Annotated in this window: 13 protein-coding genes; 1 reads left to right on the forward strand and 12 read right to left on the reverse strand. The window is 76.3% G+C overall.

Annotated features, from left to right (window positions below):
* Positions 1 to 186 precede the first annotated feature (186 nt).
* The 8 genes from ACZ56B_RS14195 to ACZ56B_RS14230 all read right to left on the reverse strand — a co-directional run bounded on the left by ACZ56B_RS14195 (position 187) and on the right by ACZ56B_RS14230 (position 12,652).
* Positions 187 to 1,512 (reverse strand): FHA domain-containing protein, encoded by a 1,326-nt coding sequence (locus tag ACZ56B_RS14195; protein ID WP_468789668.1) that lies wholly within the window; start codon positions 1,510 to 1,512, stop codon positions 187 to 189.
* Positions 1,513 to 1,595: 83 nt separating this feature from the next.
* Positions 1,596 to 2,942 carry a vWA domain-containing protein gene (locus tag ACZ56B_RS14200; protein ID WP_468789670.1) on the reverse strand — a complete coding sequence of 449 codons (1,347 nt, stop codon included), beginning with the start codon at positions 2,940 to 2,942 and terminating at the stop codon, positions 1,596 to 1,598.
* 112 nt (positions 2,943 to 3,054) lie between these two features.
* On the reverse strand, positions 3,055 to 4,467 hold the full coding sequence (locus ACZ56B_RS14205) for a PP2C family serine/threonine-protein phosphatase (RefSeq protein ID WP_468789672.1): 1,413 nt from the start codon (positions 4,465 to 4,467) through the stop codon (positions 3,055 to 3,057).
* A gap of 3 nt (positions 4,468 to 4,470) precedes the next feature.
* Entirely contained in the window at positions 4,471 to 7,131 is a 2,661-nt protein-coding gene (locus ACZ56B_RS14210) for a serine/threonine-protein kinase (protein ID WP_468789674.1), read from the reverse strand.
* A gap of 22 nt (positions 7,132 to 7,153) precedes the next feature.
* Positions 7,154 to 8,503 (reverse strand): coiled-coil domain-containing protein, encoded by a 1,350-nt coding sequence (locus ACZ56B_RS14215; RefSeq protein WP_468789676.1) that lies wholly within the window; start codon positions 8,501 to 8,503, stop codon positions 7,154 to 7,156.
* Between the two features lie 182 nt (positions 8,504 to 8,685).
* The gene (locus tag ACZ56B_RS14220) at positions 8,686 to 9,753 is read right to left on the reverse strand and encodes a glutamate ABC transporter substrate-binding protein (RefSeq protein WP_468789678.1); all 1,068 of its coding nucleotides are present in this window, start codon (positions 9,751 to 9,753) and stop codon (positions 8,686 to 8,688) included.
* A gap of 14 nt (positions 9,754 to 9,767) precedes the next feature.
* Positions 9,768 to 11,210 (reverse strand): hypothetical protein, encoded by a 1,443-nt coding sequence (locus tag ACZ56B_RS14225; RefSeq protein ID WP_468789680.1) that lies wholly within the window; start codon positions 11,208 to 11,210, stop codon positions 9,768 to 9,770.
* Between the two features lie 350 nt (positions 11,211 to 11,560).
* A complete protein-coding gene (locus ACZ56B_RS14230) occupies positions 11,561 to 12,652 on the reverse strand; it encodes a mechanosensitive ion channel family protein (protein ID WP_468789682.1) in 1,092 nt (363 codons plus the stop codon).
* A 307-nt stretch (positions 12,653 to 12,959) separates the two neighbouring features.
* Between ACZ56B_RS14230 and ACZ56B_RS14235 the strand changes: the two genes are divergently transcribed.
* The gene (locus ACZ56B_RS14235; RefSeq protein WP_468789684.1) at positions 12,960 to 13,496 is read left to right on the forward strand and encodes an HNH endonuclease; all 537 of its coding nucleotides are present in this window, start codon (positions 12,960 to 12,962) and stop codon (positions 13,494 to 13,496) included.
* Positions 13,497 to 13,628: 132 nt separating this feature from the next.
* On the opposite strand, the gene ACZ56B_RS14240 is transcribed toward ACZ56B_RS14235, so the two are convergent.
* The 4 genes from ACZ56B_RS14240 to ACZ56B_RS14255 all read right to left on the reverse strand — a co-directional run bounded on the left by ACZ56B_RS14240 (position 13,629) and on the right by ACZ56B_RS14255 (position 19,275).
* Complete coding sequence (locus ACZ56B_RS14240) at positions 13,629 to 15,002, reverse strand: FtsX-like permease family protein (protein ID WP_468789686.1); 1,374 nt, start codon at positions 15,000 to 15,002, stop codon at positions 13,629 to 13,631.
* A complete protein-coding gene (locus ACZ56B_RS14245) occupies positions 14,999 to 15,712 on the reverse strand; it encodes an ABC transporter ATP-binding protein (RefSeq protein WP_468789688.1) in 714 nt (237 codons plus the stop codon). The genes ACZ56B_RS14240 and ACZ56B_RS14245 overlap by 4 nt, the downstream gene beginning before the upstream one ends.
* A complete protein-coding gene (locus ACZ56B_RS14250; protein ID WP_468789690.1) occupies positions 15,709 to 16,242 on the reverse strand; it encodes a PadR family transcriptional regulator in 534 nt (177 codons plus the stop codon). Before ACZ56B_RS14250 ends, ACZ56B_RS14245 begins: the two co-directional genes overlap by 4 nt.
* Positions 16,243 to 16,410: 168 nt before the next feature.
* Positions 16,411 to 19,275: a beta-N-acetylglucosaminidase domain-containing protein gene (locus ACZ56B_RS14255; protein ID WP_468789692.1), complete on the reverse strand. Its 2,865-nt coding sequence runs from the start codon at positions 19,273 to 19,275 to the stop codon at positions 16,411 to 16,413.
* Positions 19,276 to 19,406: the final 131 nt, after the last annotated feature.

Genomic DNA, 19,406 nt, shown 5'->3' on the forward strand with positions numbered 1-19,406 from the left:
CGTCCTCTTACAAAGAGCGCAAGATGCGGGGCGCTGCGCCCCGTCTCCCCTGTGGTGTGTAGGACCGCGCTGGTGGTCCCCCCCCCCCCCCCGCCGAAAGGCCCTGGGGCCACCCGCCCCCGTACCACCGGGGACGGGGCGGGCCGCGGCGCGGACGCCGCGGCCCGCGGCGCCGGTCCCGTTGGATCAGCCCCGGCGGATGGTGATCGTCGTCCAGGCGCCCACGTGGACCCGGTCGCCGTCCTGCAGCGGGACCGGGACGAACGGCTGGATCGGCTCGTCCGAGCCGTTGACCGTCGTGCCGTTCGTCGAGTTCTGGTCGACGACCGCCCAGCCGCCGTCCGGCTGCTGCACCAGCACCGCGTGCTGGTGCGAGACGCCCGGGTCCTCCGGCGGCGTCGACAGGTCGATGTCGGGGGTGTCGCCGGTGGAGTGCCGGCGGCGGCCGATGGTGATCTGGTTGCCGGTGAGCGTGCGCTGCTGCTCGGGCGAGTACGCGGGCAGGTTCAGGCCCGCGGCCTCGGGGCCGGAGCGCTGCATCATCGCCATGAAGTACTCGCGGTCCGGACCGATGGTCGCGGTCCACGTCACCGGGCCCTGGGGCCGGGGAGGCTGCTGCGGGAAGCCGCCGGGCCCGGGCGGAGCCTGGGTCGCGCCGGGCTGCGGGTAGCCGTACCCGCCGTGCTGACCGGCGTTGTTCGGACCGCCGTGACCGCCGTGACCGCCGTGACCGCCGGGCCCACCGTGACCGCCGGGGCCGCCGGGTCCGTTGTGACCACCGGGACCGCCGTGACCGCCGGACGGCGGGGGGATCACCCAGTCGTCCTCACCGCCGCCGAAGGACGGTCCGCCCTGCTGCGGACGGCCGGTCTCCTGCGGGAACCCGGGCGGGGCGGGCGGCCCGGACCGGAACGCCTGCGGGGCACCGGGACCGCCGGGGCCACCGGGACCGCCCGGGCCGGGCGGCGGCGGTACCGGACGCGAGGGGTCGCCGAAGCCGTGCGGGCCCGGCGGGATCGGCTCGGCGGGCCGGTTCACCTGCGAGGGGCGCGAGCCCTGGTACTCGTAGGAGTCACCGCCGTACGACGGGCCGGGGGACTGCTGGAACGGTCCGCCCGGGCCGGGGGCCGGCGGACGCGGGGCGGCCGGGGTGTACGAGGTCGCCGTGTTCGTCAGGAAGTTCCACCGGCACTCCTCGCAGAACGGCGCGGCGCCCTCGCGGGGCGTGCGGCACTGCGGGCACAGCTCCGGGGGACGGCCGCCGAAGCCGCCGGGGCCCGCCGGACCACCGCCGGGACCACCGGGGCCTGCAGGACCGCCGGGACCACCGGGGCCTGCAGGACCGCCGGGACCACCGGGGCCTCCCGGGCCGCCGGGCGGCGGGAATCCGTAGCCCCCGCCGGCCGGGGGCGGCGGGGGAGGAGGCGGGGGTACGGCACCCGCCATGCGGTGACCGCACACCTCGCACCAGTCGTCGGAACCCGACTGGTGTCCGTTCGGGCAGGTCGGCATGTCGGCGCTTCCCCCTCTCCTTGTCCGGCCGGTCCCGGCCGGGTTTCTCCGGCCCCGAGGGGCCGGGCTCGATCACGTCAGGGTCACTTCTTCACACGAACGGTCTTGGTGGACCGGGTCTCGAGCGTCATCTCGTCGGCCTCCTCGACCTTCGTCTTCAGTCGCACAGTACCGGTCGCGGCGTCGACCACGTCCACCACCTTCGCAAGCAGTTTCGCAGTGTCCGCGTTGCCGGAGGCGCTCGCGAGCTGAACGGCGCGGCCCAGTTTGGCCGTTGCTCCGTCGGAATCCCCCGCTTTGCGCAGATCGAGCCCTTCCCGGATGGCTTCCGCCAGTTCGGCCTGGCCGGTGTAGTGGGCGACCTGGGGGTTGATCGACGTCGAGGCGGCCATGTCGTCCGTCCACACCGCCCGCACCAGGCCCTGCGCGCCCAAGTTCTGTGCTCCGCCGTCGGGTTGGGGAATCACCAGGGAGATGCGGGCCGCCAGCATCTCCTGGCCGAGGTGCGCGGGCGGGACCTCGACGCAGACGTGGTAGTCGCGGGACTCGTCCCCCCAGGACCCCAGGGGGTAGTCGCCCGCCCGCGGGCCGGCCCCGGTGCGCCGGTCGGTGAGGTCCTCGACCGCGGGCGCGACCTGTTTGACGAATTTCACAGTCGCGCCGACCGGACTCCACAGCCGCAGGAAGACGTCCGCGACCTCCTTGCCCATCGCCGTCTCCATCATCCGCGTGAAGTCGGCGGCGAGTCCGGCCGGGTCGGCGACGATGTCGGCGCTGCCGAGGAGGGCGGAGGCGATCCCTGTGACTTCTTTCACCTCCCAGTCGGTGCCCACGCCCCGGGCGTCGCAGGTGAACCGCCCGGCGCACGCGTCCAGGGCCGTCCTCAGGTCCTCGGGCGACTCGTGCTCGTTGCGGCCGTCGGTGAGCAGGATGCCGTGCCGGATCGCCACGTCCGCCGACGCCAGCAGCCGGTCGGCCAGCCGCAGCCAGGTGCCGATGGCGGTGCCCCCGCCCGCGCCCAGCCTGCGCAGGGCCTGCTTGGCCTGGTCGCGGGTGGTGGCGTCGGCGACCGCGAGCCGGCCGGCGCCGGGGTAGACCTCCCTGGCCACGTGCGTGCCGCCGACCACCGCGAAGTGCACGCCGTCGCGCAGGGCGTCGATCGCGGCGGCCGTCGCGTCGCGGGCGTTGCGCATCTTGGTCGGCGGGTAGTCCATCGAGCCCGAGCAGTCGACCATCAGGACCACCGCCGCCGACGGCCCCCGGCCGGGCGAGTAGAAGTGGGGCGCCGTCACCGCGCTGCCGACGGTGCCGCCCCCGGTCGCGGTCACCGTGACGATGGCGTTGACCTCGCCGGCGCCCTCCGGCAGGTACTCGTTCTGGTAGACGTCCACCGAGAACTGCGGCACGTTCGATTTCGAGAAATTGGCCATGCCCGCTTCGCTCCCCCTGAAGGTGCCCCGGCGGCGCGGGGCGACGACGGATGACGGACCGGTCCCCTCCGGTCCGTCGAGGCTCCCCGCGAGAGGCTTCCCGTGCGGGACCTCAGGCCGATCCTGCCCCCGGGGGGACGGCCGGGAACGGCACGAGGGCCACTGTTACGTTGTCGTGGCCCCCGCCGTCGAGGGCGTGACCGACCAGCACCCGGGCGCCGTGCAGGGGGCGCACGGCGGCGTCGGCGGGCAGCACCCGGGCCATCTCCCCGGCCGACTCCGCGTAGTTCCACAGGCCGTCCGTGCAGACCACGACCACACCGGGGCGGTCCGGCTTGAAGGACGCGGTGTGCGGCTCCAGTTCGTAGGCGTCCGCGCCGAGCCAGCCGGTGATCGCGTGGGCGCGCTGGTCGGCGTACGCCTCGGCCTCGCCCATCAGGCCCGCGGCGACCATCTGGGCGGCCCAGGAGTCGTCCTCGGTGAGCCGGGCCGCGGGGGCGGAGCGGTCGACCGGGACCCAGTAGACGCGACTGTCGCCCACCCAGCCGACGACCAGCAGGCCGTCGGTGACCACGGCGCCGACGAGGGTGCAGGCCGGGGCGTTCTGGTGCGGGGCGTGCTCCCGGGCCGCCGCGGGCTCGCCGGCCAGCGCGTTGACCGCGTCGGAGGCGGCGACGATCGCGTCGTGCATCGCCTGCTGCGGGTGCGTGCCGCGCGGCAGGGCGGCGAGCAGCGACGCGTTCGCCGCGCGGGAGGCGGCCAGCGAGGCCTCGTCGGGGCGGGTCGCCGAGGAGACGCCGTCGCAGACGACCGCCACGCAGGCGGGGGTGCCGTCGGGCAGCGCGGTGGTGCCGACGGCGAAGGCGTCCTCGTTGCGGTGGTGGCGCAGGCCGCGGTCGCTGACCGCGGCCACGGGGCCGCATTCCTGTTCCATGTGGTCCCGTTCGCGCGGCTGGGCGTGGCCGCAGTTCTCGCAGTAGCCGTCGTCGTCCACCCGGCCCGCGCGGCAGGCCACGCACACCGCGGCGCCGGCGGCCCGCGCCGACTCGGCGGCCACCCGCGGGTCCGGCGCCTGGAGCGGGTACTCGTCGGGCCGGTCCGGCGACCGCCCGTCGCCGGGCTGCCGGGGGGCCGGCGGGGCGTCCGGCGGTGCGGCCGGCCGCGGGTCCGCCGGTGCGGGGCGGTCGAGGCGCACGCCGGGGGGCGGCGCGGCCGGCGGTGCCGGAGGGGGCGGCGGTACGGGCGTCCCCCGGTCCGCGGGGCGGGGCGCGGCGGGGGCGGGGTGCGCGGCCGGCCCGGACGGCTCCCCTCCGGCCGGCCCGGGCGCGGGCCGGGGACGGTCCCGGTCCGCCGCCTCCTGGGGCGGCACCGAGCCGTTCAGGACGATGGTCGGCGCGTCCGTCGGCCGTGCGGGAACCGCGGACAGGTCGTATCCGCACGCACCGCAGAAACGATCACCCGACTCGAGGGGTTCCTCGCAGCTCGGGCACTTCGACAGAGCGGCCTGCTGGGGCATCTGCGACATCAACTACACCCACGTCCGGGGGCGGTAACGGTTGGCACGTTCCACCAGGTCGATCCTCTCCTCGCCGCTCGGCGCCAGCCGGGCCAGCGTGCGGTACGCGCGCTCCAGTCCGAAGCGCAGCCCCCGCTCGTCCAGGCCGTTGCCGAGCAGTGTCCGTCCCCCGGTGGCGGGAGGAGCGGAACCCTGGCCCCCGGAGAGTACCCAGTCCAGGCCGCAGCCCAGCACCTCGACCGACAACTGCTCGCGCCGCGCCGGGTCCAGACCGTACGCCTCCAGGGCCTCCACCTGCCCGGCGGCGGCGATCAGGTCGTCCAGGAACGGTGTGTCGCCGGGCGTGGCGGTGCGCCCGCGCAGCCGGGCGCGGACGGCCGCCACGCGGGCGGCGGTGTAGTGGATGGACGACTCCGGCACCGACTCCAGCGCCGTCACGGCGCCGCGCCGGTCCCCGGCCGCGAACCGGACGCGGGCCAGCCCGAACGCGGCGCTCACGTGGCTCGGATCGGTCGACCACACCAGGCGGTAGTACTCGGCGGCGTTGTCCGCCTGGCCCAGCACCTCCGCGCACAGGCCGAGCGCCAGCTTCGGCGCGATCTCGCCCGGGAAGGCGTCGTAGACCGCGTCGAAGGCGAGCGCGGCGCCCTCGTGGTCGCCGGTGACGAGGGCGGCCACGCCCCGGTACCAGACCACCCGCCAGTCGTCGGGGTGCTCCTCCTCCAGGGTGCGCAGCGCCCGGAGCGCGGCGGCCGGCTCACCGGTCTCCAGCCGGGCGCGGATCCGGCGCAGCCGGACCTCGGTCGACGGGGCGGGCGCGGCGGCGAGCGCGTGGACCAGTTCCCCGGGCGCCGACGCCAGCAGCCCGGCGAGGAGACCGGCGTTGGGGTCGGCGGGATCGACGTGCGGCACCGGCAGGGCGAGCGCGGCGGCGGGGGCGTCGACCGGCCGGACCGGGCCGGGCGCGCCGCCGGGGGGACCGCCGCCGGGGGCGGGCAGCGGCCGCGCCGGGGACCCTCCCCGGCGCGGCCGGACCACCCGGGCCCCCAGCCGGGAGACGTCCCCGTCCTGCGGGGGGAACAACTCCGTGTCCGTCACGCGCGGTTCCGGGCCGAACAGGGTGGACAGGGCCGGGCGGGCGCGGCCCGACCGGAGGGAGACGACCTCGCGCAGGACCCCCGTCAGCTGCTCGGCCATCTCCCGCGCGGAGGCGAACCGGCGGGCCGGGTCCGGGTCGGTGGCGCGGACCAGGAGCCGGTAGAAGGACTCGTACCGCCGGAAGACCTCGACGGTGTCCGGGTCGGGCAGGCGGTCCGCGTAGACGTTGGTGTAGCCCTGGAAGTCGAACGTGAGGACGGCGAGCGTCCGGGCGACCGTGTACAGGTCGGACGCCACCGACGGGCCGGCCTCCGCGACCTCGGGTGCCTGGTAGCCGACCGTGCCGTAGATGGCCGACTCCTCGTCGTCCGCCCTGCGCACCGCGCCCATGTCGATCAGCTTCAGCTGGTCCTCGGTCTGGATCGCGTTGTCGACCTTGAAGTCGCAGTACAGCAGGTTGCGGTCGTGCAGGTGGCCGAGCGCCTCCAGCGCCTCGATGCCGTACGCGCACGCCTGCTCCACCGGCAGCGGGTCGCGCCTGCCCCGGGGGGTGCGGCGGGCGTTGGCGATCTCCTTCAGGGACTTGCCGCCGACGTACTCCATGACGATGTAGCCGTCGAGGGAGCCGGTGCGCTGGTCCAGGTGCTCCACGAAGTTGTAGATCCGCACGATGTTGGCGTGCTCGATCTCCGCGAGGAAGCGCCGCTCGGAGATCGCCGCCGCCATCGCGTCCTGGTCGCCGGTGTCCAGCAGGCCCTTGAGGACCACCCAGCGGTCGGAGACCGCCCGGTCCACGGCCAGGTAGATCCAGCCCAGACCGCCGTGCGCCAGGCAGCCGGCCACCTCGTACTGGCCGTGCACCACGTCCCCGGTCCGCAGCTTCGGGACGAACGAGTACGGGTGGCCGCACTTGGTGCAGAAGCCCTCGGTGCGTCCCGGCCGGCCGCTGCGGGCCCGGCCCACCGGCGCCCCGCAGTCCGCGCGTGAGCAGAACCGCTTCCGCTCCGGCACCTCGGGGTTCTCCAGCACCATCGCGCGCGGGTCGGGCCGCGGGATCGGCGGCACCTCGACCAGCCCGGCGCCGAGCCGGCCCCGGCCCGAGGGGCCGGCGGTGGAGCCGGAGCTGCGCACCGACACCGAGCGGCCCGTGGTCCGGCCCGACAGCGAGCGGGAGAGCCGTCCCGAGACCGAGCGCCGGGACCTCGACGACTGCGACGACGACCGCGCGCCGCGGCCGCCGGAGCCCTCGCTGCCGGTGCCGCTGCCGCGCGAGCCCCGGCCGCCGCCCGTGACGCCGGTCGGGAGCGAGCCGACCAGTCCCTCCCCGGGCTCCCCGCCCGGCCCGGGCGGGGGCGCCCCCACGGCCGGGGGAGAGCCCGGTGCCGGTGCCACCGGGGCGAGACCGCAGGTGTCGCAGTACAGCTCGCCGCCGCCGACGTCCTCGTACGCGCCGCCGCAGCCGGGGCGCCGGCAGCCGCCCGGGGACGGCCGCGCCGGGGCCGGGCCGGGGGGCCGCGGCGCGCGCGGGTCCCGGGCGTGGGTCCGGTCCTCCCCCTCGTGCTCCGTCCGGCTCATGCGGCCGCCTCCCCCTCGTCCCTCATGCGCCCGGCCCCCTCCGGTCGTCGGGCGCGCCCCGGTCCGGTCCGTCCCGGCCGGGCACCCGCGGGGCGCCGCCGAGCAGTTCCGCGGCCGCCTGCTGGTAGCGCAGCACCGCCTGTTCGGCGGCGCGCAGGTCGCAGGGCGCGCTCCACAGCATGCGGCGCGCCCTCTCGTACCGCTCCACCAGGACGGGGTCCTCGGCGAGGCCGAGCCGGGCCGTCTTCGCCTTGTACGCGTCCAGCCGGCCGCGCAGCTCGGCGCGGACCGCCAGGGGCGCGGTGACCGCGGTCAACGACTCGCGGGCGCGCAGCAGTTCGTCCTCCGCCTGCTGCTCCAGGGCCTCCAGCAGGGGCGACAGGCGGTGCCACTGGGCGTGCCGGCGGTACTCGGCGGCCGCCGACAGCTGCTCCTGCAGCGCGGTCGGCGGCCCGCTGACGGCCGGCACCTCCGTCGCGGCGATCTTCGCCAGCACCTCGCCGCGGGCGGTGCGGGCCTCGGCGAGGGTGCGGTCCGCGCGGGAGAGCACGTCCCGCAGCCGGACGATGCGCTTCTCGGCGTCCTGGCGGACCGTCAGCACCGCGTCGATCTCACGGCGCACGTCCTCCAGGGCACGCGCCTCGCGGTCGTACACCGAGGTGTCCGGCCGGCCGCCGCCCGGCGCCGAACTGCCCCGGGCCGGCTGCCAGAACGCCAGCGGGTCGGAGATCACCTGCTCGCGCAGCCGGGTCAGCGTGCGGGTGATCCGCTCCAGGTCGTCACCGGCCGGGTGCTCGCCGGGGCGCACCCCGACGGAGTGCGCGAGCTCGCGGGTGCGCCGGAGTTCGGCGGCCAGCAGGTCGATCCGGGCGGGCAGCGCCGACCACACCACGTCCGCGGCGACGACCACGTCGAGCGAGGACGCGTACAGCTCGTTCATCCGCTCGACGAGGGCCGCCAGGGAGTAGCGCTCGCTGAGGCGGCTCCCCGGGCCGTCCGGCGCCGGGGCGTTCGCGCCGACGGCCGCCGAACCCGCCACCGTGACGCACTCGCCGCGCAGCAGCTCCGTCAGCTCCACCAGGTCCTCACGGCTGGACCAGCGGCGGCGGGCCCGGATGTCCCGGGCGGTGCGCAACGCGTCCGTGTACGCGTCGAAGTACGTCCACAGCAGCGTGATCGCCGCCTCCGTGGCCGTCCAGCGCTCCTGGGTGAGTCCGGTGAGCCGTGCGCCTTCCAGCAGTCTCCGGCCCGCGTGGTCCTGCAGGGCGAGGAGCGACGTCTCGATCGCCTCGTGCTCCGCGCCCAGCCGCGCCAGCGCACGGTCCACCTCGTCCCGGTCCATCACCGGCCCGGTGGGGTCCGTGTCGCCCATCGATCACCTCTCGCTGCGGGGTTGGTGGGGGGTTGCGGTGTGCTGTCGTCTCTCGGTTCTCGGTTCTCGGTGGCGGTCCGTGGTTCGTGGTGGTCCGTGGTCCGTGGTGGCGGTCCGTGGTCGGTGGCGGGTCGGTGTGCCGGTCGTCGGCGGTCGTGGTGTCCCGTCGGTGCGGGCCGGGGTCAGCTCCCGCGCGCGTACACGGGTGCGGGTGGTTCCGACTTCGATGGATCCCCGCCCAGCGTGGCCGACAACCACGTCTCGTACGAGGCCCGCCAGCCGTCCTCGGTGTCCGCCCGGAAGTCCACCAGGATCTGGTTGACCCGGCGGACCAGGTCGTCCGCGTCCTTCTTCATCGCCACGCCGTAGTACTCGGTCGTGAAGGCCTCGCCCTTGAGCTGGACCGTGGGGTCCTGCGTGGCCAGGCTCGCCGCGAGCGCGCCGTCGGTGACCACCGCGTCCACCTCGCCGAGCTGCAGGCGCACCAGACAGTCCAGCTGGTTGGGGACGGTGGTGCGGATGTCGGCGGACTCCGGGAGCACGCCCGCCCTGCGGTCCTCCTCCAGCTTCGCGTACGCGGTGGAGCCCGCCGCCGTGCAGATCCTCCGGTGCGCGAGCGTCCCGTCGTAACCCTGGACCGGTGACGACTTCGGGGCCAGGACCTGCTGGCCCGTCCTGAAGTACGGTGCGGAGAAGGCCACTTCCCGCAGCCGCGCGCAGTTGATCGTCATGGTGCGGACCACCATGTCGACCCGGCCGTCCCGGATCGCGGGGATGCGCTGGTCGGTGGGTATCGCCCTGAACTGGACCGCCTCCGGGTCGCCGAGTACGTCCTCGGCGATGCGGTGCACCAGGTCGATGTCGAACCCCTCGAGCCGCCCGCTCTCACCGCTGTTGGGGTCCCGGTAGCCCCAGTGGTAGCTGTTCTGGTCGACCCCGACGACCAGTTTGCGCTTCTCGCCCCGGCGGTTCTTGATCGCCTCGATGGTGGCGCCGTCCGCGCGGGAGGGGGGCAGGGTCTGCTTCTCGGGGTCCGCGCACTCCTCGTCCGCCCGGGCCGGGGCGGCATGGGGCAGGGGCGCCGGGGCGGTGTGGGTCAGGGGCCGGCCGGTGGCCCCGGCGGTGCCGCCGGCCGGGTCCCCGACGCGGTCCGGGGTCAGCGCGAGGACCAGCGCGAGGACGCACCCGGCGGCCGCCGCGCCCACCCCGCCCCGGCCCCGCGCAGCGGCCCGCAGACGTCGTGCGTTCACCGTCACGCCCCCTCTCACCGGTACTCCGACAGCCTGCGGCCGATGCCCAGCACCGCGCCGGCCGCGCCCGCCACCGCGAGGACGGCCGCGCCCGCCGGCAGGCCCGTCAGCGCGTCCCGGCCGTCGCCGGCCGCCCGCCGGAACTCGCCCTGCTCGTGCTCGAGCGCCGCGGCCAGGTTCTCGTCGACGCTGTCGAAGCACTCGCCGGTGGTGCCCTCGGCGCCGATCACCAGGGCCAGCGCCCGCTGGTAGTCGCCGTTCTCGTCCTGCTCGCGGGCCGCCTCGTGCCGCTCGTGCCACTCGGCCACGGCGCCCGCCGCCGCGGTGACCGGGCGCGCGCCGCCGTCGTCGTCCGCGAGCCGCTCCGCCCGCCGGAGGCCCTCGGAGAGGGCGTCCATCTCACGTTCGAAGTCGTGGTCGTACGCGTCCACGGTCTCGTCGCCGACCCTCTTCGTCTCGGCGCCCCGGGCCACCAGCGTGAGGTTCTCGTTGCCGCGGGCCTTCAGCGAGGCGATGCGGGCGTCGTGCAGCACGTTGAGCGAGCGCACGCCGTGGTCGTGGGAGGCGTCGAGCCCCGAACGGGCGACGCCGTGGCCGGCGGTCAGCCACAGGAGGGCCGCCGCGGTCGTCGCGGTGGCCGCGACCAGGCCGTGGTTGAACACGCGGTGGGTGCGCAGGTAGGTGCGGCGCTGGGCCCAGGCGAGCACGGCCAGCGCGAGGAGACCGAGGGCGATGGCCGCCCAGGGGTACGGGGTCGCGTCCGCGTAGTCGGCGCTCAGGCGCCGGTTCTCCTTCTGGTAGAGGTCCTCCGCCGCCGGGAGCATCTCCTCCTGCATCTTCTCGTTCGCGTACCGCAGGTAGGCGCCGCCCACGGGGTAGCCCTGGCGGTTGTAGGTGCGGGCGCGCTCCACCAGGCCCTTGTACTCGGGGAGCAGGCGGTTGAGCCGGGCGATCGTCTGCGCGGACGGGGAGCCGGGCTCCGAGTTGGCCGCGGCGCCCACGAGCTTGGCGGCGGCGGTGCGGATGCCCCGCTCGTAGCGGTCCCGGGAGGCGGCGGTCTCCTGGCCGCCCGCCAGGAAGCCGCCGGCGGCCGCGGTGTTGGCGTCGGCCAGGGAGCGGTAGATGTCGGCGGCGTCCGAGGTGAGCGGCTGGCTGCCGGTGAGCACGGCGTCCGCGGCGGCCGTGCGGTCGGTCGTCTGCCAGGCGGTGACGGCGCCGAAGGCGAGGACGAGGGCGGCGAGGACCGCGCCGATGGCGCGCAGGCGGCCGGGTTCGGTGGTGGCGGCCCTGCGCAGGCGGTCCACGCCCTCGGCGAAGGCGGTGCGGCGGGGGGCCGGCGGCGGGGCCGCGGAACGGGGGGACCCGGGCGCGTGCGCCGGGGCGGGAGCGGGCCGCGGTGCGGACGGAGGCAGGGCGGGGCCCGGTGGTGCCGTGCTGCTGTCCGGCGTGCGCGTCACTCGACCTCCCCCCGGGGTCACCCGTCGCGGCAAGTATCGCCGCCGGGACCGGCATCCGCACCGGGCTTGGCACGATCTTGGTCCGATTGCGGCGTGATGGCCGGAATTCCGGCGGGGACCGCGCCCCGCACCACCCCCCGTCCACGAACACGCCGGGGAAGCCCGCCCGGTTCCCGGGACGGGCGGGCGCGGGAGCTTCCCGGCCCCGCCGCGGACGGGGTGCCGTCGGGCCCGGGGGCGTCGGGAGGCGGTACGGGAGAGGGGGGGGGGGGGGGGGGGGGGGGGGGGGGGGGGGAGGGGAGGGACCCCCCCCCCCCCCCCCCCCCCCCCCCCCCCCCCCCCCGGGGCGGTCACTTGGTGATGTTCGACGGGGGCAGCGGGGACGCGGCGACCGACTGCGGGGAGACCGTGCTCGCGTAGGCCGAGGGGGGAGCGACGCCGGCCGCCGGGTCGGGGGCGGACGCCTGCGCGTCCTCCGCGGCCGTGGCACCGCCGACGATGCGGACGCCGGCCGCGTCGAAGGCGCGCTTGATGCGCCAGCGCAGCTCGCGCTCCACGGCCAGGGACTTGCCCGGCATCGTCTTCGCCGAGACGCGGACCACCATCGAGTCCAGCAGCACCGAGTCCAGGCCGAGGACCTCGACCGGGCTCCACAGGAGCTCGTTCCAGGGCTCCTCCTTGCTGGTCCGCTCGGCGACCTCGACGAGGATGCCCTTCACCCTGTCCAGGTCCTCGTCCGCGGGGACCGTGACGTCCACGTCGGCGGTCGCCCAGCCCTGGGAGAGGTTGCCGATGCGCTTGACCTCGCCGTTGCGGACGTACCAGATCTCGCCGCCGTCGCCGCGCAGCTTGGTCACCCGCAGCCCGACCTCGATGACCTCGCCGCAGGCCACGCCCGCGTCGATGGTGTCACCGACGCCGTACTGGTCCTCCAGGATCATGAAGACGCCGGAGAGGAAGTCCGTCACCAGGTTGCGCGCGCCGAAACCGATCGCCACGCCGGCGACGCCGGCCGAGGCCAGCAGCGGCGCCAGGTTGATCTGGAAGGTGCCCAGCACCATCAGCGCGGCCGTGCCCAGGATCAGGAACGACGCCACCGAGCGCAGCACCGAGCCGATCGCCTGCGAGCGCTGGCGCCGCCGCTCGGCGTTGACCAGCAGTCCGCCGAGCCCGCCGCCCTCCACGGTCTGGCCGGCCCTCGACATGCGGTCGACGAGCTGGGTGATCGCCCGCCGCACCACCACTCTCAGCACCGCCGCGATCACCACGATCAGCAGGACGCGGAGCCCGATCGCGAGCCACGTCGACCAGTTCTCCTCCACCCAGCCGGCGGCGTTGCTCGCGCTCTCCTGGGCGTCCTGGAGCGAGGGCACGATCGGGGTCGGGGAGTCCGAGGGGGTGGGCGACGGGCCGTCGACCGACAGGACGGCGGACAAGGACACGACAGGTACCTCCAGGTGCACGATCCGCCCCCCGGTGCGGCGGTCAAGGTCACGGAAAGGTCACCGGCGCGGGCAGAACCACCACACTAACGGGGCATTGTGGGGGGATCCGCGTGATGTGGGAAGAAGAGACGGTCCTCACCCGCGCTTGAACAGGCCATGATCCTGGGGAGGAATGCGGATGTGGTCGAAAACACTCCCGGCCCGTTACCGGGACGTGGTGGCGCGTCCACCAGGCAGGAGAGGAAACTGACTACGGATCGTCCCGGCGCGAGCCACGCGCCGCCGGCGTACAAGGAGGCCGTCCGTGCCGCATGTCCTGGTCCTCAACGCGTCGTACGAGCCGCTCGGCGTCGTACCGCTCCGCCGCGCGCTCGTGCTCGTCCTCGAGAACAAGGCAGTCTGCCTCGAGGAGACCGGCGCCTACCTGCACAGTGCCACCGTCACCGTCCCCGCGCCCAGCGTGGTCCGGCTCAAACGTTTCGTGCGGGTCCCCTACCGGGGCCCCGTCCCCCTGACCCGCCGGGCGCTGTTCGCCCGCGACGGGGGCCGGTGCATGTACTGCGGCGGCGTCGCGACCAGCGTCGACCACGTCGTCCCGCGCAGCCGCGGGGGCAAGCACGTCTGGGACAACGTGGTGGCCTCCTGCCGCCGCTGCAACCACGTGAAGGCCGACCGGCACCTGTTCGAACTGGGCTGGCGGCTGCGCCACAAGCCCGCTCCGCCCACGGGCCTGGCCTGGCGCATCATCGGCACCGGCCACCGGGACCCGCGCTGGCTGCCGTACCTGCAGCCGTACGGCGCGGACGACGCCCTGGACCGGATCGACGGCATCTCCGCCTGACGACGGCGCTTCCGGGCCCTCGCCGGTCCGCGCGGGGCGCGACGGGCCGCCGCCCGGCCCCGGGGCCCCGTTCCCCGGGGCCCCGTTCCCCGGGGCCCCGGCGCCCCCGTCCCCCGGGGCCGGGGCGCGCGCTCAGGCGTACCGCAGCTCCGCGGGCCGCACCGTGCGCCCCAGCAGGGGCAGGGCGGTCGCCGCGGCCAGCAGGCAGGACGCGTACACCCCGAGCGGGACCAGCAGGGCGGCCCAGGGGACCACCGGGCCGCTTCCCCCCTGGGTCACGAGCGCGCAGTAGCCGGTGCCGACCGCCATGCCCCCGGCGCCCGCCAGCAGCACCGCGGGCGCCAGCGGCAGCGCGGTCTCCAGCAGCAGGGCCCGGTTCAGCACCGGGCGCGGCACCCCGGCGGCGACCTGCACGGCCAGTCCCCGGCGGCGGGTGGCCAGCGACTCGGCGGTGCCGACGGCGAGACCGGACAGGGTGAGCACCAGACCCACCGTGATCGCGGCGGCGGCCAGGTCCAGCCCCGTCGTGTAGTAGGACATGTCCGCCGCGAGGGTCTCCTGGCGGCGCAGACCGGCCAGCAGCCCCTGCCGCACGCCCACGAATCCGGTGCCGGCGACCGTCACCAGCAGCACCGCCGCGTGGGTGCGGGCCGGCGCCCACGGGTCGTCGCGCAGCCGCTCCGCCGCGATCAGCACCGCCGCCGACCGGGCCCGGCCCGCCCATACCCGCCCCAGGAGCCGGGCCACGGCCCCGGCCAGCCACACCGCGCCCGCGCCGAGCGCGAGCAGCCCGGCGAACAGCGTCAGCGGCCCCTGCCCGGGCGACCGGCCGGCGGCCGTGCCGGTGGACGTCACGGTCACGGCGACCAGCGCCGTTCCCGCCACCAGCAGCAGCGCCACCAGGAACAGCCGCCCCGGCCCCCGGCCCGGACGCGGCCCCGCGCGGCGCACCCGGCCGAGCGGCGAGGCCACCACCCGGCGCAGGGCCAGCGCCCCCGCCGCGGCGCCCAGGGCCGGCACGCTCACGGCGATCAGCGCGACCAGGGTCCAGGTGAGCGCGGTCGGACGCGTCCACAGGCGCGGCAGGAGCAGCACCGAGGGGACGGTCGCGACCGCCGAGCCGAGCAGGCAGGCCAGTCCGGTCTCCAGCGCCGCGATCCGCCGCACCTGGCCCGGGGCCGCCCCGGCCAGCCGCAGCCCCGCCAGCCGCCGGTCGCGGTGCACGGCCCCGATCCGGGCGCACTGCCCGAGGAATCCGAGGGCCGCGACCAGCAGGAGCAGCAGGCCGAGGATCACCCCCGAGCGCGTCCCGGGCTCGCTGAGCAGGCCCGCGCCGACGGACACGTGGTGGCCGCCGCGCAGCGAGGCCAGGACGCCGGCCGCCAGCGCGAACCCGGTGGCGAGCGCCGCGCCGAGCGCGGTGAGCGCGATCCGCCACCCCTCCCGCCGGTCGGAACCGCGCGTGAGCCGCCAGGCCAGGCGCAGGTCGCAGCGGAGGGAACTCATGCCGCCACCTCCAGCGGGGACACGGTCCCGTCCCGCAACTGCACCTCGCGGTCGGCGTACGCCGCGACCCGGGCGTCGTGCGTGATCAGCAGCACCGCCGTGCCGGCCGCGCGGGCCGCGTGCACCAGGGCCGTCATCACCTGCTCGCCCGCCAGCGAGTCCAGCGCTCCGGTCGGCTCGTCCGCGAAGACCACCTTCGGGCCGGTGACCAGGGCCCGGGCCAGCGCGGCCCGCTGCGCCTGTCCGCCGCTCATCTCGCCGGGCCGCAGCTCCCGCTGCCCGTGCACGCCGAACCGCTCCAGCCACTCCCCGGCCGACGCCTGCGCCCCGGCGCGGTCGGCGCCGGCCAGCATCAGCGGCAGCGCCACGTTGTCGAGCGCGGTCAGCTCCGGAATGAGCTGGCCGAACTGGAACACCACCCCGAAGTCGGTGCGGCGCAGTTCGCTCAGCCGCTTCTCGGACATCTCCTCCAGCCGCCGGCCCGCGTAGGTCACCGAGCCCGCGTCCGGGCGGACGATGCCGGACAGGCAGTGCAGCAGCGTGGACTTGCCGCTGCCGCTCGCGCCGGTCACCGCGAGGACCTCACCGGCGCGCAGGCCGACGGACGCGCCGCGCAGGGCCGGGGTCCTGCCGTACGCCTTGACCAGTCCGCGGGCCTCGAGGAGCGGTTCCCCCGCCCGCCCGGTCCCCGTCCGTTCCCGGTTGCTCATGCTGTGTCGACCTCCGCGGTCAGGGTGGTGAGCCGGGCCGCCGTGGTGGTCATCCAGCGGAGGTCGGCATCCAGGTGGCTGAGGGCGAAGTCCGCCGAGAGCACGGTCGCCAGGTCCGCGCCCGGTGCCGACTTCACCGCGGTGAGCTCCCGCATCCGCGCCATGTGGGCGGCGCGCTGGGCGCGCAGGTACGCGGCCGGGTCGCCGCCGGACAGGATCGACACCACGACCTTGGCGAAGATCTCGTTCGTCACGAACGGCGCGGGCGGGGCGGCCTCCCCCGCCCAGCGGGACAGTTCGCGCGCCCCGTCGTCCGTGGTGCGGTACACCGTCCGCTCCGGACCGCCGTCCGAGTCGGTGCCCTCCACCTCGGCGAGGCCGTCCCGGACCAGGCGCTGCAGGGTCGTGTAGACCTGCCCGTAGGCCAGCGGGCGGGCTTGCGGGAACCGTTCGTCGTGACGTCGCTTCAGGTCGTAGCCGTGACTCGGCCCCGAGGCGAGCAGGCCCAGCAGGATGTGACGGGTGCTCATGGCGATCATTATGCACTGCGTACATGTACTGAGTGAATAGTCGCCGCGGAAAAGGCCGGAAAGGCCGAGGAGGCCGAAAACCGAGGGGAGCTGGAGGAGGCAGGGGCGAGAAGGGGCGAAGGGGGCCGAAAGGGGCGAAGGGGGCGCGTGTCCGTGCCCCCGGTGCGGTCAGTCCGCGACCGCGTACGCCTCCACCGACCACAGCGAGTACCCGTACGGCGTGGCCCGCTTCTCGCCCTGGACGCGGACGTGGCGCACCTCCGGCTCGTCCATGCGGACGGTCTCCCGGCCGCCGCGCCCGTCCCGCACCGCCGCCGCGGTGCGCCAGGTGCGGCCGTCCGCCGAGACCTCGACGCGGTACGCCGACGGGTACGCCTCCTGCCAGTGCAGCACGACCCTCCCGAGCCGCACCGGACGCTCCAGCTCGACCTGCCACCAGGCGTCGTCCTCGACCGGGGACGACCAGCGGGTCTCCGGATCGCCGTCGTTCGCCGCCGGGGCCGGGAAGTCGGGGGTCTCGTCGGCCGAGGAGCTCGCCCGTCCGGTGCGGGCCAGGTCGGGGCCCCCGGTGCGCGGGACGGCGCGGACGGTCAGCGTGCGGCTCGCCCCGCCGAAGCCGAACCGGACCTCGTACGACCGGACCGGAGTGTCCGGCGCCACGGACACCTCGACCGGCACCTCCAGCGGCGTGCCGCGCGGGGCGGTCAGGGGGCCGGCGGGGACCTCGACCCGCACGCCCTCTGGGGCCTCGACGGTCAGTTCGCCGCGCACCTCGTCGGGGCGCAGCGAGCCGAGGGAGGCCGTCAGCCGCAGGGTGCCGCCGATGTCGGCGTCCGCGCGGTCGCCGGGCAGCTCCAGGGAGGCGGCGGGCGTGTCCGCGTACCAGGGGACCAGGTGCCGGACCCGGCCGGAACCGGCCCCGGTGACCCGGACGGCGTCGGCCGGCCCGCCGGCCCGCAGCTCGGTGGCGCCCGTGCCGGACAGCGCGCCGAGGCGGCGCCAGCCCCCGCCCGGCACGTGCATCTCCACCGTGCCCCGCGTGCCGGGTTCGGCGAGCACCGTCACGGAGTCCAGGGAGCGGGTCCGCTCGAGGCGCAGGGTGCGCTCGCCGGCCGGGCCGCCGGAGGGCGCGGACGGCTCGCGGTCGATGCCGGCCCAGCTCTCGTACGCCTTCCGCGCCCGGCTCAGGAACGGGTCCAGCACGCCCTCGCCGACCGTCACCCGGCTGGATCCCAGCCGTTCCCGCTGCTCGCCCAGCCTCCGGTACGCCGTCCAGGCGGCGTCGGCGTCCCCGGCGCGCTGGGCCTCCAGCAGGTCCAGGGCGGTGAGGCCGGCGTCGCCGTGGCGGGCCAGCTGCCCGGCCCAGGGGGCGACCTCGACCGCGAGCGCGGTGCCGGACAGCCGCCCGGGCGTCTCGCGCAGCACCGTGAAGGCGGCCCGCAGCCGGCCGGCCGCCCCGGCCGGGTCCCCGCCGCGGGCGCGGACCCGCCAGAAGTCCTCCATCAGCGGCCGCAGGTACGCCGACTCCTCGCCGCCCAGCACCGAGGACGCGGTGTTCCCCGCGAGCGCGGCCAGGGCCCGGCGGCGCTCGGCGTCCCCGCCGGCGAGGTCGGCGATCGCGGCCCGCCAGGACTCCTGGGGGCGGTAGTCGCGCGGGTTCCAGGCGAAGTCGGCGGCGGTGAACAGGGGTATGCGGGACGCCTCGGGCTGCTCCATCGCGTTGGCGAGCAGGGCGGCGGAGCCCGCGGCGACGGCCGGTTCGCGGCCCTGGTAGGGGCCCAGGAAGATCCGGCCGGGGGCGTAGTCGTTCACCGGGTAGTTGTCCATGGTCACCAGCGGGTGCCCGAACACCTCGCGGGCCTCGGCGAACTGGCCGCCCGTGATGGTGCGCGGCACCACCCCGACGCCGGTCCACGCCACCTCGACGCCCGCGTCCAGCTCGCTCGCGAGGGCGCGCCGGTAGGCGGTCGAGCCGTCCTCGTAGTACTCGGTGGGCATCAGGGACAGGGCGGGGGAGTCCGGGTGGCGGTCCGCCAGGTGCCGGGCCACCGCGTTCGCCACGCGCGCCTGGGCGCGGGCGGCGGCCTCGGGGCCGGAGCCGAACCGCTCGGCGTCCGCCCGGCAGTGCCACTCGCTGTAGCTGACGTCCTGGAACTGGAGCTGGAAGGCGCGGAACCCCAGTGCCCGCATCGCGTCCAGCTTGCGGGTCAGCGCGCGCACGTCGGCGTCCGAGGCGAAGCACATCGCCTGGCCCGGCGCCACCGCCCAGCCGAGCGTGACGTGGTTGCGCCGGGCGCGTTCGGCCAGTTCCCGGAACTGCGCGCGCTGCTGGGCCGGGTACGGCTCGCGCCAGCGGGCCTGCCGGTGGAGGTCGTCGCCGGGTGCGTAGAGGTACCGGTTCTGCTTGGTGCGGCCCATGAAGTCCAGCTGGGCCAGCCGCTGCCGGTGCGTCCACGGGGTGCCGTAGAAGCCCTCGGTGATGCCGCGCACGGCGGTGCCCGGCCAGTCCCGGACGACCGCCGCGGTGAAGCGGCCGTCGGGTCGCAGGAGCTGGCGCAGCGTCTGCACGGCGTGGAACAGGCCGTCGCCGTCCGCCCCGGTGAGGGAGACGGCGCCCGGGCCGGTGGTGAGCGCGTAGCCGCCGGGGGGAAGGGCGTCCCGGGGGGCGCCGGCGGGGCGCTGCGCGGCCACGCGCACCACGAGCGCCCCCTCGGGCGCCGGTGCGCCGGGGGCGGTGAACCGGTGTGCCCCGGCCTGCCGCAGCAGCGCGCGCAGGGCGTCGAGGGCGTACGGGTCGGCCGTCGCGTCCGCGACCAGGGAAACCTCCTCGGTCACCGCGACCGGGGCGCCGTTCGCGCGCAGGGAGTGCGGGCGCGGCCACACGGACAACTCCGCCCCGACGGTGTCGGGGACGGGCGAGGTGGTCGTCCCGGGCGCGGGCGGGGCCGCCACGGAGGCGGGCGCGGCGCCCAGGGTCCCCGCGACGACGGCGAACGCGAGGGCGGCCGCCCTTCTCCCACGCCCCAGCTGCACAGCCCCTCCTCGTCGCCCGTCCCCGGCCGCCCGACGGCCCCCGACGGCCGTCGGTTCCGAGAACCGTCGGTCGTGTCCGATCCGTTACCGAGAAATGCCGAGCCCACCACTCCTGCGGTGAACGTGTCAAT

It is taken from the genome of Streptomyces sp. NPDC034670 (assembly GCF_055574875.1).